General features: G+C 53.3%; 15 protein-coding genes. 13 read left to right on the top strand and 2 right to left on the bottom strand.

Annotation, left to right across the window (positions count from 1 at the left end):
• Nucleotides 1-155: 155 nt before the first annotated feature.
• Complete coding sequence (locus ABLV11_RS05790) at nucleotides 156-2,060, bottom strand: ABC transporter ATP-binding protein (protein WP_004115970.1); 1,905 nt, start codon at nucleotides 2,058-2,060, stop codon at nucleotides 156-158.
• Between the two features lie 172 nt (nucleotides 2,061-2,232).
• Here ABLV11_RS05790 and kefG point away from each other — a divergent pair, with 172 nt between their 5' ends.
• The 4 genes from kefG to slyD all read left to right on the top strand — a co-directional run bounded on the left by kefG (nucleotide 2,233) and on the right by slyD (nucleotide 5,482).
• Nucleotides 2,233-2,796: a glutathione-regulated potassium-efflux system ancillary protein KefG gene (gene kefG, locus ABLV11_RS05795; RefSeq protein ID WP_024274771.1), complete on the top strand. Its 564-nt coding sequence runs from the start codon at nucleotides 2,233-2,235 to the stop codon at nucleotides 2,794-2,796.
• Nucleotides 2,783-4,588 (top strand): glutathione-regulated potassium-efflux system protein KefB, encoded by a 1,806-nt coding sequence (gene kefB / locus ABLV11_RS05800; protein WP_004115968.1) that lies wholly within the window; start codon nucleotides 2,783-2,785, stop codon nucleotides 4,586-4,588. Before kefG ends, kefB begins: the two co-directional genes overlap by 14 nt.
• An 11-nt stretch (nucleotides 4,589-4,599) precedes the next feature.
• Nucleotides 4,600-4,800 (top strand): YheV family putative zinc ribbon protein, encoded by a 201-nt coding sequence (locus ABLV11_RS05805; protein WP_004106389.1) that lies wholly within the window; start codon nucleotides 4,600-4,602, stop codon nucleotides 4,798-4,800.
• A 94-nt stretch (nucleotides 4,801-4,894) separates the two neighbouring features.
• Nucleotides 4,895-5,482, top strand: a complete 588-nt coding sequence (gene slyD, locus ABLV11_RS05810; RefSeq protein ID WP_004106387.1) for a peptidylprolyl isomerase — start codon at nucleotides 4,895-4,897, stop codon at nucleotides 5,480-5,482.
• 59 nt (nucleotides 5,483-5,541) lie between these two features.
• Here slyD and ABLV11_RS05815 read toward each other — a convergent pair whose 3' ends face one another.
• Nucleotides 5,542-5,760 carry a protein SlyX gene (locus tag ABLV11_RS05815; protein ID WP_004106384.1) on the bottom strand — a complete coding sequence of 73 codons (219 nt, stop codon included), beginning with the start codon at nucleotides 5,758-5,760 and terminating at the stop codon, nucleotides 5,542-5,544.
• Nucleotides 5,761-5,982: 222 nt separating this feature from the next.
• Here ABLV11_RS05815 and fkpA point away from each other — a divergent pair, with 222 nt between their 5' ends.
• The 9 genes from fkpA to ABLV11_RS05860 form a co-directional block, all read left to right on the top strand.
• Nucleotides 5,983-6,819 carry an FKBP-type peptidyl-prolyl cis-trans isomerase gene (gene fkpA / locus ABLV11_RS05820; protein WP_004106382.1) on the top strand — a complete coding sequence of 279 codons (837 nt, stop codon included), beginning with the start codon at nucleotides 5,983-5,985 and terminating at the stop codon, nucleotides 6,817-6,819.
• 166 nt (nucleotides 6,820-6,985) lie between these two features.
• On the top strand, nucleotides 6,986-7,708 hold the full coding sequence (locus ABLV11_RS05825; RefSeq protein ID WP_004106380.1) for a transcriptional regulator: 723 nt from the start codon (nucleotides 6,986-6,988) through the stop codon (nucleotides 7,706-7,708).
• Nucleotides 7,708-8,094: a sulfurtransferase complex subunit TusD gene (gene tusD, locus ABLV11_RS05830; protein WP_004106378.1), complete on the top strand. Its 387-nt coding sequence runs from the start codon at nucleotides 7,708-7,710 to the stop codon at nucleotides 8,092-8,094. The genes ABLV11_RS05825 and tusD overlap by 1 nt, the downstream gene beginning before the upstream one ends.
• Nucleotides 8,094-8,453, top strand: a complete 360-nt coding sequence (gene tusC, locus ABLV11_RS05835; RefSeq protein WP_017145327.1) for a sulfurtransferase complex subunit TusC — start codon at nucleotides 8,094-8,096, stop codon at nucleotides 8,451-8,453. The genes tusD and tusC overlap by 1 nt, the downstream gene beginning before the upstream one ends.
• A gap of 7 nt (nucleotides 8,454-8,460) precedes the next feature.
• Nucleotides 8,461-8,748 (top strand): sulfurtransferase complex subunit TusB, encoded by a 288-nt coding sequence (gene tusB / locus ABLV11_RS05840; protein ID WP_064356361.1) that lies wholly within the window; start codon nucleotides 8,461-8,463, stop codon nucleotides 8,746-8,748.
• Nucleotides 8,749-8,872: 124 nt separating this feature from the next.
• Nucleotides 8,873-9,247 (top strand): 30S ribosomal protein S12, encoded by a 375-nt coding sequence (gene rpsL, locus ABLV11_RS05845; protein WP_002920115.1) that lies wholly within the window; start codon nucleotides 8,873-8,875, stop codon nucleotides 9,245-9,247.
• Between the two features lie 95 nt (nucleotides 9,248-9,342).
• Entirely contained in the window at nucleotides 9,343-9,813 is a 471-nt protein-coding gene (gene rpsG / locus ABLV11_RS05850) for a 30S ribosomal protein S7 (RefSeq protein ID WP_004106370.1), read from the top strand.
• Between the two features lie 96 nt (nucleotides 9,814-9,909).
• Complete coding sequence (gene fusA / locus ABLV11_RS05855) at nucleotides 9,910-12,024, top strand: elongation factor G (RefSeq protein WP_004115957.1); 2,115 nt, start codon at nucleotides 9,910-9,912, stop codon at nucleotides 12,022-12,024.
• A gap of 70 nt (nucleotides 12,025-12,094) precedes the next feature.
• Nucleotides 12,095-12,272 (top strand): GTP-binding protein (locus ABLV11_RS05860; protein WP_000031655.1); only part of this gene is annotated, 178 nt, incomplete at its 3' end.

Here is a 12,272-nt window from a genome sequence, read left to right on the forward strand (position 1 = left end):
TTAATAATCTTTATCCATACTATACCGCGCATGAAGTACGCAGGTTAGCCAATATGTGGTCTTGCGGCTAATCGGTAGGCAGGTTACGTGTAAAAAGCCGCGGAGAGAGAGGTAAACAGGCGGGTTTCCCCGCCTCGCTGTAGCGCATGTTGCCGCTAGCCCTCCTGCAGCATCTGCTCCAGCTGTTCCTGCGCATCCAGCCAGGCCATTTCACACTCTTCGAGGCCGGACTTTGCGCTGGCCTGCTGCTGTAAACATTCGGTAAGCTCTGTTTTACGGCTTTGATCGTACAGGCCGCTGTCGCCGAGCTTCTCTTCCGCCTGCGCCAGCTGGGCGTTGAGCTTCTCCATCTCTTTTTCCAGACGGATAATCTCTTTACGCAGCGGCTGGGTTTGCGTACGCAGCTCGGCTTCGCGGCGTTTCTGATCTTTACGCGCCTGGGCGCTGTTGCCGTTTTCTTTCGGTTCTTCCGATGCCTGGCTTTCCAGCTTTTGCGAGTCGCTCAACCACTGCTGGTAGTCTTCGAGATCGCCGTCGAAAGGTTCGACTTTGCTATCGTGCACCAGATAAAGATCGTCGGTAGTGGAACGAATCAGATGGCGGTCGTGGGAGACCACCACCAGGGCGCCTTCAAAATCAATTAACGCTTCAGTTAGCGCCTGGCGCATGTCGAGATCGAGGTGGTTGGTCGGTTCATCAAGCAGCAGCAGGTTAGGGCGTTGCCAGACGATCAGCGCCAGCACCAGGCGCGCCTTCTCGCCGCCGGAGAAACGCTTTGTCTCTTCGTTGACTTTGTCGCTCTGGAACCCGAAACCGCCCAGATAGTCGCGCAGTTTCTGCTCCAGCTCCTGCGGCGCCAGGCGGGCAAGATGCTGGAGCGGGGATTCGTCCGCGCGCAGGAATTCAAGCTGGTGCTGAGCAAAGTAGCCAAGCTTGATGCCTTTCGCCAGGCCAATTTCACCGCGCAGCGGCTGTAGCTCGCCGGCCAGCAGCTTAATCAGCGTGGATTTACCCGCTCCGTTACGCCCCAGCAGACCGATGCGCGACCCTGGAACCAGATTCAGCTTGATCGAATCGAGAATGACGCGCTCGCCATAGCCGGCGCTGACTTTTTCCATCTTCAGCAGTGGATTGGGCAGGCTTTCCGGCGCACGGAAGCTAAAGTGGAACGGATTATCAACGTGGGCAGGGGCGATGAGCTCCATACGCTCGAGCATTTTGATACGGCTTTGCGCCTGCTTGGCTTTGGTCGCTTTCGCGCGGAAACGATCGATATAGCTCTGCAGATGGGCCACGCGCTGCTGCTGGCTCTCATACATCGCTTGTTGTTGAGAAAGGCGGGTTGCGCGCTGCACTTCGAAAGAGCTGTAGTTGCCGGTGTATTCGAACATCGTTTGCTGTTCGATATGAATAATTTTGTCGACGATTGGGTCAAGGAAGTCGCGATCGTGGGAGATCAGGATCAGCGTGCCGCTGTAGCTTTTAAGCCACTTCTCCAGCCAGATTACCGCGTCGAGGTCGAGGTGGTTAGTCGGTTCATCAAGCAGTAGCAGATCGGAACGGCAAATAAGCGCCTGGGCGAGGTTAAGACGCATGCGCCAGCCGCCGGAAAAGTCGCTCACCGGCCTCTCAAGCTGTTCATTGCTGAAACCGAGGCCGTGCAGCAGGCTGGCCGCGCGGGATCTTATGGTCCAGGCATCGATGGCATCCAGCTTACCGTGGACTGTCGCAATGGCATGTCCGTCATTTCGTTCGTTGGCCGCGTGCAAGTCCGCCTCCAGCTTGCGGAATTCGCGATCGCCGTCAATAACATAGTCTATAGCCGGCTGAGGAAGCGCCGGCGTTTCCTGGTTAACCCAGGCCAGCTGCCAGCTACCGGGAAAAGTCATCGAGCCGCCGTCGGCGCTAATCTCGTTTTTCAAAAGCGAAAGCAGCGTGGATTTACCGCAGCCGTTTTTACCCACCAGGCCGACTTTTTGCCCTGGGTTGATGGTGGCGCTGGCGTTGTCCAGCAGGACGCGTACGCCGCGACGAATTTGTAACGAGGAGAAAACAATCATAAGGCGCCGTATGTTCTGACTATGTTAATTTGTCATTATGATAATGTAGTGTGGAGCGAATCGCTCAACCGGGCCGCAATGGTAGCCCAAAATGAAGACGATACACAAAGTCATTCTGGTTGCGTCGGGACGCAGCCGCTGCACAGGCCGCCAGAAGACGTTCGGGAGGGGAATGATGTCTCAGACAGCGAAGGTTTTGCTGCTGTATGCCCACCCAGAATCTCAGGATTCCGTGGCCAACCGGGTTTTGCTTGAACCGGCCTTACAGTTGTCGAATGTTACCGTGCACGATCTTTACGCGCACTATCCGGATTTTTTTATCGATATCGCCCATGAGCAGGATCTCCTGCGCCAGCATGAGGTGATTGTTTTTCAGCATCCGCTTTATACCTGGAGCTGTCCGGCGCTGATGAAAGAGTGGCTGGATAGGGTGCTCAGCCGTGGTTTTGCCAGCGGGGCGGGAGGGAACCAGCTGGCGGGAAAGTACTGGCGTAGCGTGATTACCACCGGGGAGCCGGAGAGCGCCTATCGACGCGATGCCCATCGCTATCCAATAAATGACATTCTTCGCCCTTTCGAACTGACCGCCGGCATGTGCCGCATGCACTGGATAAGCCCGATTATCGTCTACTGGGCGCGGCGGCAATCGCCTGACGATCTGAAAAGCCGCGCTCGTGCCTACCGCGACTGGCTGGCTAATCCTGTAACGGCTGGAGGTACAAATGGCGGGAGCTGATTTACTGCTGGCCGGGGTGTTATTTCTGTTTGCCGCGGTGGTGGCGGTACCGCTGGCGGCGAGGCTGGGTATTGGCGCCGTGCTGGGGTATCTGCTGGCCGGTATCGCCATTGGCCCCTGGGGGTTAGGGTTTATCAGCGATGTTGATGAAATCCTTCACTTCTCAGAATTAGGCGTTGTCTTTCTGATGTTTATTATTGGGCTGGAGTTGAATCCGTCCAAGCTCTGGCGGCTAAGAAGCTCAATTTTCGGCGTAGGCGCCGCGCAGGTCGCTTTCAGCGCGCTCATTCTTGGCGGCTTGCTCATGCTTAGCGACTTCTCATGGCGCGCTGCGGTGGTGGGCGGACTTGGGCTGGCGATGTCTTCAACCGCGATGGCGCTGCAGCTGATGCGTGAAAAAGGCATGAGCCGCAGCGAGTCCGGGCAACTGGGATTCTCCGTACTGCTGTTTCAGGATCTGGCCGTTATCCCGGCCCTGGCGGTGGTGCCCCTGCTTGCCGGTTCAGGTGACGACCACTTTAATTGGCTCACCATCGGGATGAAGGTCCTGGCCTTTGGCGGGATGCTGGTTGGTGGCCGTTTTCTGCTGAGGCCGGTGTTTCGTTTTATCGCCGGATCCGGCGTGCGGGAGGTCTTCACCGCAGCGACGCTGCTGCTGGTTCTTGCATCGGCTTTATTTATGGATGCGCTCGGTTTGTCGATGGCGCTGGGGACCTTTATCGCCGGCGTTCTGCTGGCCGAGAGTGAGTATCGGCACGAACTGGAAATCGCTATTGAGCCCTTTAAAGGGCTCCTGCTCGGGCTGTTTTTTATTTCCGTTGGCATGGCGCTGAACCTTGGCGTGCTCTATACCCACCTGCTATGGGTAGCGGCCAGCGTCGCGATACTGGTGTCGGTAAAAGGCGTCGTGCTGTATCTCCTTGCGCGGGTGTACGGCCTGCGTAGTGCAGAACGGGTGCAGTTTGCCGGAGTGCTGAGCCAGGGGGGAGAATTCGCTTTTGTGCTGTTCTCATTACCCGCCTCGATGCGCCTTTTTCAGAACGATCAAATGGCTCTACTGCTGGTGACGGTGACATTGTCGATGATGACCACGCCGCTGTTGATGAAGCTAATCGACAAAATACTCTCTCGTCGATTCAATCAATCCGAAGAGGAGGGCGAGGCTCCGTGGGTCGAAGATGATAAACCGCAGGTCATTATCGTTGGTTTTGGGCGCTTTGGTCAGGTGATTGGCCGCCTGCTGATGGCTAACAAAATGCGTATTACGGTGCTGGAGCGCGATATCAGCGCGGTCAATCTGATGCGCCAATATGGCTATAAGGTCTACTTTGGCGATGCGACGCAGCTGGAGCTCCTGCGCTCGGCAGGAGCCGAAGAGGCGCAGTCGATCGTCATTACCTGTAATGAGCCGGAAGATACCATGAAGCTGGTCGAGATGTGTCAACAACACTTTCCACATCTTCATATCCTGGCGCGAGCGCGAGGACGCGTCGAGGCGCATGAACTGCTGCAGGCGGGTGTGGCGCAGTTTTCTCGTGAAACCTTCTCCAGCGCGCTCGAGCTAGGGCGTAAAGCGCTTATCTCGCTAGGCATGCACCCTCATCAGGCGCAGCGCGCGCAGCTGCATTTTCGGCGTCTTGATATGCGAATGTTGCGTGAGTTAATGCCGGTTCATAGTGATACTCTGCAGATATCCCGCGTGCGCGAAGCCAGGCGCGAGCTGGAGGAAATTTTTCAGCGTGAGATGCAAAAAGAGAGCAGACAGTTAGACGGCTGGGATGAATTTGAATAAAGGTAAATGATATGGCTGTGCGTAAACGTTTTATTGCCGGGGCGAAATGCCCGGCGTGCCAGGCTCAGGATTCGCTGGCGATGTGGCGTGAGAATAATGTCGATATAGTTGAGTGCGTTAAGTGTGGACACCAGATGCGAGAGGCGGATAAAGAGGTCCGCGAGCATGTTCGCAAAGAAGAGCAAGTGATAGGCATTTTTCATCCGGACTAGCGTTATCGGGCGGCTTTTTTTAAGCTAAAGGGTACACGGCTGCAGAATTCCGCTACAATCTGCGCCACTATTCTTCCCATGCTCAGGAGATATCATGAAAGTAGCAAAAGACCTGGTGGTCAGCCTGGCCTATCAGGTACGTACAGAAGACGGTGTGTTGGTTGATGAGTCTCCGGTAAGCGCGCCGCTGGACTACCTGCATGGTCACGGTTCCCTGATTTCCGGCCTGGAAAGCGCGCTGGATGGTCACGAAGTGGGCGACAAATTTGACGTAGAAGTCGGCGCTAATGACGCGTACGGCCAGTACGACGAAAACCTGGTACAGCGCGTTCCTAAAGACGTGTTTATGGGCGTTGACGAGCTGCAGGTTGGCATGCGCTTCCTCGCGGAAACCGATCAGGGCCCGGTACCGGTAGAAATCACCGAAGTGGGTGACGAACACGTTGTTGTTGACGGTAACCACATGCTGGCTGGCCAGAATCTGAAGTTCAACGTTGAAGTTGTCGCGCTTCGCGAAGCAACGGCGGAAGAGCTGGAACACGGTCATGTACATGGCGCTCACGGCCACGACCACGGTCACGACCACGATCATGACGGTTGCTGCGGTGGCCACGGTCACGGCCATGACCATGAACATGGCAAAGGCGGCTGCGGCGGTAACGGCGGCTGCGGTTGCCACTAATTCCTTCGCGCTAGCGTTCTGGAATAGAAAAAAGCGGGGAGACCCGCTTTTTTTACGTCTTAATAGTGCGGTGGAGGCGTTTCTTCTGCCTGTGAAGCCATATGCGAGGGCTGAGTAGCTTTCAGCTTTTCCACCATCAGGCGCATATGTTCGCGCATCCTGGCCATTTCTATCTCGTGGGCGGTGACGGTCTTGTTGAGGTCTTCAATGGTGATTTCCTGAAACGCCAGTCTGCTCTCCAGCTCCGCAAGGCGAGTCTCTAAAGTGCTATCGTGCATGAGTAACCTCTTCTGTCTGATCCTGCGGGCGGATTCTACTGAAGTTTCAGCATTCACGCAGCATCGTTACGCCTGACAGGAAACTAATTCATACAAAAATAGTCTGAAATGAGGCGATATTCAGGTACGTCTGTATGTTGATTTGTTCTGCAACGTTCTATAGTACGTTTTTTGTTTTTTATGATAACCCTGGGGTGAGATGCCCCGGCCCTGGAGAAATGGATGAAATCACTGTTTAAAGTAACGCTGCTGGCGACCACAATGGCCGTCGCCCTGAATGCACCGCTGACCTTTGCTGCTGAAACTGTGACCAAAGCAGCCACCGAAGCGAAAGCGGCACCTGCAACGGACAGCAAATCGGCATTCAAAAATGACGATCAGAAATCTGCATATGCGCTGGGTGCATCGCTGGGACGTTACATGGAAAACTCCCTGAAAGAACAAGAAAAACTGGGCATCAAATTAGATAAAGCTCAGCTGATTGCCGGCGTTCAGGACGCTTTTGCCGATAAGAGCAAGCTGTCCGATCAGGAGATCGAACAGACTCTGCAGGCGTTTGAAACTCGCGTAAAAACCGCTGCCCAGCAGAAAATGGAAAAAGATGCTGCTGAGAATGAGGCAAAAGGTAAAGCTTATCGCGATGCCTATGCGAAAAAGCAGGGTGTGAAAAAAGCGAATTCCGGTCTGCTGTACAAAGTAGAGAAAGCGGGTACGGGCGAAGCGCCGAAAGACAGCGATACCGTTGTTGTTAACTACAAAGGTACGCTGATCGATGGTAAAGAGTTTGATAACTCTTACACCCGTGGCGAACCGCTGTCCTTCCGTCTGGACGGCGTAATCCCTGGCTGGACTGAAGGCCTGAAGAACATTAAGAAAGGCGGTAAAATTCAGCTGGTCATTCCACCGGATCTGGCTTACGGCAAAACCGGCGTACCGGGTATCCCGGCTAACTCCACTCTGGTATTTGATGTAGAGCTGTTGGACATCAAACCGGCTCCGAAAGCGGACGCCAAGCCTGAAGCCGCGGCCGAAGCGCCAGCCGCTGACGCGAAGAAGTAATCTGGCTCAAGCCGCCGCCTCCAGGGGCGGCGGCTTTTTTATTGAGGGCAGATATAATTAAAACTGGAAAGAACCTCAGGCGCTGTATTACTTTAGATAGATTAATAATGATGATGAGCCTGCCCTGACGATAACGACAGGCTCCTGAAAAGGAGTGCTTTTTTCCATGTCCAGGTCGCTTTTAACCAACGAGACCAGCGAGCTTGATTTGCTGGATCAACGTCCTTTTGACCAGACCGACTTCGATATCCTTAAATCCTATGAAGCGGTAGTGGACGGGTTAGCGATGCTCATCGGTTCCCACTGTGAAATCGTACTGCACTCATTGCAGGACTTAAAATGTTCCGCTATTCGTATCGCCAACGGTGAACATACCGGCCGTCAGATCGGCTCGCCAATTACCGACCTTGCGTTGCGCATGTTGCACGATATGACTGGGGCCGATAGCAGCGTTTCCAAATGCTATTTTACTCGCGCCAAAAGCGGCGTACTGATGAAATCAGTGACCATCGCTATCCGCAACCGTGACCATCGGGTTATTGGCCTGCTGTGCATCAACATGAACCTTGACGTGCCGTTCTCGCAAATAATGAGCACCTTTATTCCGCCAGAAACGACAGAAGTGAATTCACAGGTCAACTTTGCTTCATCGGTTGACGACCTGGTTGCACAGACGCTTGAGTTCACTATTGAAGAGGTGAATGCCGACCGCAACGTTTCTAACAACGCCAAAAATCGTCAGATCGTTCTGAACCTCTATGAGAAAGGGATCTTTGATATCAAAGACGCCATTAATCAGGTAGCGGATCGGCTGAACATCTCTAAGCACACGGTATATCTCTATATTCGTCAGTTCAAAAGCGGAGATTTCCAGGGGCTGGATAAATAATGCGTTTTGCCATTACGGTGACGGGGCCGGCTTATGGTACGCAGCAGGCCAGCAGCGCACTGCAGTTTGCCCGAGCCGTGTTGCAGGAAGGCCACGAATTGCTCAGTATCTTTTTCTATCGTGAAGGCGTCTACAATGCGAATCAGCTAACTGCCCCCGCCAGCGATGAATTTGATCTGGTCCGGGCCTGGCAGGCATTACATGACGAACACGGCGTCTCCTTACATATCTGTGTAGCTGCAGCTTTACGCCGTGGCATAACCGATGCACAGGAGGCGCAGCAGCTGAGTTTGCCTGCGCATAATTTGCAGCCGGGCTTTACGCTGAGTGGATTAGGTGCGTTGGCGGAAGCTGCCTTAACCTGCGACCGGATGGTGCAGTTCTGATGAAACGCATAGCCTTTATTTTTTCGTCGGCACCCCATGGCTCAGCATCGGGCAGGGAAGGGCTGGATGCCCTGCTGGCGACATCCGCACTGACGGAAGAGATTGGCGTCTTCTTCGTCGGAGATGGCGTATTTCAGCTCCTTCCGGAGCAGCGGCCAGCCGCAGTGCTGGCGCGCGATTATATCTCTACCTTTAAACTCCTGTCGTTATACGATATTGAACAGTGCTGGATTTGCGCGGTTTCAGCGCGCGAGCGCGGCCTGACTTCCGCCACGCCGTGGGTCGTGGACGGTGAATGGCTGGAGCCAGAGGCTCTGCGCGCCCGGCTGGACGATTTTAACGTGATACTGCGTTTCTGAGGTCTGAATGCTCCACACATTAAGCACATCCCCCTGGCACGCCGATATTGCGGCTATGCTCCGTTTGATAAAAGAAGGTGACGAGCTGCTGCTGCTGTCGGACGGCGTTACCGCCGCTGTCGCGCAAGGCCGCTTCCTTGAAATCCTGCAATCTGCCCCCATATCCCTCTACGCTCTGCAAGACGATATCGAAGCCCGCGGGCTGGCTGGTCAAATTGCGGACAGTGTCGTCAGGGTTAGCTATACTGATTTCGTCAGACTTTCAGTCAAACATGCCGGTCAGTTGTCCTGGTAATGGCGGGATTGTTGTATATTTCTTGACACCTTTTCGGCACCGCCCTAAAATTCTGCGTCCTCATATTATATGAGGCGATTTATTACGTGTTTACGAAGCAAAAGCTAAAACCAGGAGCTATTTAATGGCAACAATTAACCAGCTGGTACGCAAACCACGCGCGCGCAAAGTTGCAAAGAGCAACGTGCCGGCGCTGGAAGCCTGCCCGCAGAAACGTGGCGTATGTACTCGTGTATATACCACCACTCCTAAGAAACCGAACTCCGCACTGCGTAAAGTTTGCCGTGTGCGTCTGACTAACGGTTTCGAAGTCACCTCCTACATCGGTGGTGAAGGTCACAACCTGCAGGAGCACTCCGTGATCCTGATCCGTGGCGGTCGTGTTAAAGACCTTCCGGGTGTTCGTTACCACACCGTTCGTGGTGCGCTTGACTGCTCCGGCGTTAAAGACCGTAAGCAAGCTCGCTCCAAGTATGGCGTGAAGCGTCCTAAGGCTTAATGGTTCTCCGTTAAGTAAGGCCAAACGTTTTATATTAATGTCAAACTAAACTCTTAGAGTTTTGGACAATCCTGAATTAACAACGGAGTATTTCCATGCCACGTCGTCGCGTCATTGGTCAGCGTAAAATCCTGCCGGATCCTAAGTTCGGATCAGAACTGCTGGCTAAATTTGTAAATATCCTGATGGTAGATGGTAAAAAATCTACTGCAGAAGCAATCGTATACAGCGCGCTGGAGACCCTGGCTCAGCGCTCTGGTAAAAATGAACTGGAAGCATTCGAAGTCGCTCTCGACAACGTTCGCCCGACTGTCGAAGTTAAGTCCCGCCGCGTTGGTGGTTCTACTTATCAGGTTCCAGTTGAAGTCCGTCCGGTTCGTCGTAATGCTCTGGCAATGCGTTGGATCGTTGAAGCTGCTCGTAAACGTGGTGATAAATCCATGGCTCTGCGTCTGGCGAACGAACTTTCTGATGCTGCAGACAACAAAGGTACTGCAGTTAAGAAACGTGAAGACGTTCACCGTATGGCAGAAGCCAACAAGGCGTTCGCACACTACCGTTGGTAATCCCTTCGGAGTCTTAGTCACCAGGCGGGCGCTTCAGGTAAGTCGCCCGTTTTGGATAACTTAACTGAACGCCTAAAGAAATAAACGAGGAATCAAATGGCTCGTACAACACCCATCGCACGCTACCGTAACATCGGTATCAGTGCGCACATCGACGCCGGTAAAACTACTACTACCGAACGTATTCTGTTCTACACCGGTGTAAACCACAAAATCGGTGAAGTTCATGACGGCGCTGCCACCATGGACTGGATGGAGCAGGAGCAAGAGCGTGGTATTACTATCACCTCCGCAGCGACTACTGCATTCTGGTCAGGTATGGCTAAGCAGTATGAACCGCATCGCGTAAACATCATCGACACCCCGGGGCACGTTGACTTCACTATCGAAGTAGAACGTTCCATGCGTGTGCTTGATGGTGCAGTAATGGTTTACTGCGCAGTTGGTGGTGTTCAGCCTCAGTCTGAAACCGTATGGCGTCAGGCAAACAAATATAAAGTTCCGCGCATTGCGTTCGTTAACAAAATGGACCGTATGGGTGCGAACTTCCTGAAAGTTGTTGGTCAGATCAAAACCCGTCTGGGCGCGAACCCTGTTCCGCTGCAGCTGGCGATTGGCGCTGAAGAAGCGTTCACCGGTGTTGTTGACCTGGTGAAAATGAAAGCCATCAACTGGAACGAAGAAGATGCAGGCGTAACCTTCACTTACGAAGATATTCCGGCAGACATGCAGGAACTGGCCGAAGAATGGCACCAGAACCTGATCGAGTCCGCTGCTGAAGCTTCTGAAGAGCTGATGGAAAAATACCTGGGTGGCGAAGAACTGACTGAAGAAGAGATTAAAACTGCTCTGCGTCAGCGCGTTCTGAATAACGAAATCATCCTTGTAACCTGTGGTTCTGCGTTCAAGAACAAAGGCGTACAGGCGATGCTGGATGCGGTAGTTGACTACCTGCCATCCCCGGTCGACGTTCCTGCGATCAACGGTATCCTGGACGATGGTAAAGATACTCCTGCTGAGCGTCACGCTAGCGATGATGAGCCGTTTGCTGCTCTGGCATTCAAAATCGCTACCGACCCGTTCGTGGGTAACCTGACCTTCTTCCGCGTGTACTCTGGTGTGGTTAACTCTGGTGATACCATCCTGAACTCCGTGAAAGCTGCTCGTGAGCGTTTCGGTCGTATCGTACAGATGCACGCTAACAAACGTGAAGAGATCAAAGAAGTTCGCGCGGGCGATATCGCTGCTGCTATCGGTCTGAAAGACGTTACTACGGGTGATACTCTGTGTGATCCTAACGCGCCGATCATTCTGGAGCGTATGGAATTCCCTGAGCCGGTAATCTCTATCGCTGTTGAACCGAAAACCAAAGCTGACCAGGAAAAAATGGGTCTGGCTCTGGGCCGTCTGGCTAAAGAAGACCCGTCTTTCCGCGTATGGACTGATGAAGAATCTAACCAGACTATCATCGCCGGTATGGGTGAGCTGCACCTCGACATCATCGTTGACCGTATGAAACGTGAATTCAACGTTGAAGCGAACGTCGGTAAACCTCAGGTTGCTTACCGTGAAGCGATTCGCGCGAAAGTTACCGATATCGAAGGTAAACACGCTAAACAGTCTGGTGGTCGCGGTCAGTATGGTCACGTCGTTATCGACATGTACCCGCTGGAGCCGGGCTCTAACCCGAAAGGTTACGAGTTCATCAACGACATTAAAGGTGGTGTAATTCCTGGTGAATACATCCCGGCCGTTGATAAAGGCATCCAGGAGCAGCTGAAAGCTGGCCCTCTGGCTGGTTATCCGGTAGTTGATCTGGGCGTGCGTCTGCACTTCGGTTCTTACCACGACGTTGACTCCTCTGAACTGGCGTTTAAACTGGCCGCTTCTATTGCCTTCAAAGATGGCTTTAAGAAAGCGAAACCAGTTCTGCTTGAGCCGATCATGAAGGTTGAAGTAGAAACTCCGGAAGAGAACACTGGTGACGTTATCGGTGACCTTAGCCGTCGTCGCGGTATGCTGCGCGGTCAGGAATCCAACGTGACTGGCGTTGTGATCCACGCTGAAGTTCCGCTGTCTGAAATGTTCGGATATGCAACTCAGCTGCGTTCTCTGACCAAAGGTCGTGCTTCTTACTCCATGGAGTTCCTGAAGTATGATGATGCGCCGAACAACGTTGCTCAGGCCGTAATCGAAGCCCGTGGTAAATAAGCCGCAGGGTTAAAACCAAAGTCCCGTGCTCTCTCCTGAAGGGGAGAGCACTATAGTAAGGAATATAGCCGTGTCTAAAGAAAAATTTGAACGTACAAAACCGCACGTCAACGTCGGTACTATCGGCCACGTTGACCATGGTAAAACTACTCTGACCGCTGCAATCACTACCGTTCTGGCTAAAACCTACGGTGGTGCTGCTCGCGCATTCGACCAGATCGATAACGCGCCGGAAGAAAAAGCTCGTG

This window comes from Klebsiella sp. GW_Kp181, from assembly GCF_040062315.1.
GTDB classification, from domain to species: domain Bacteria; phylum Pseudomonadota; class Gammaproteobacteria; order Enterobacterales; family Enterobacteriaceae; genus Klebsiella; species Klebsiella oxytoca.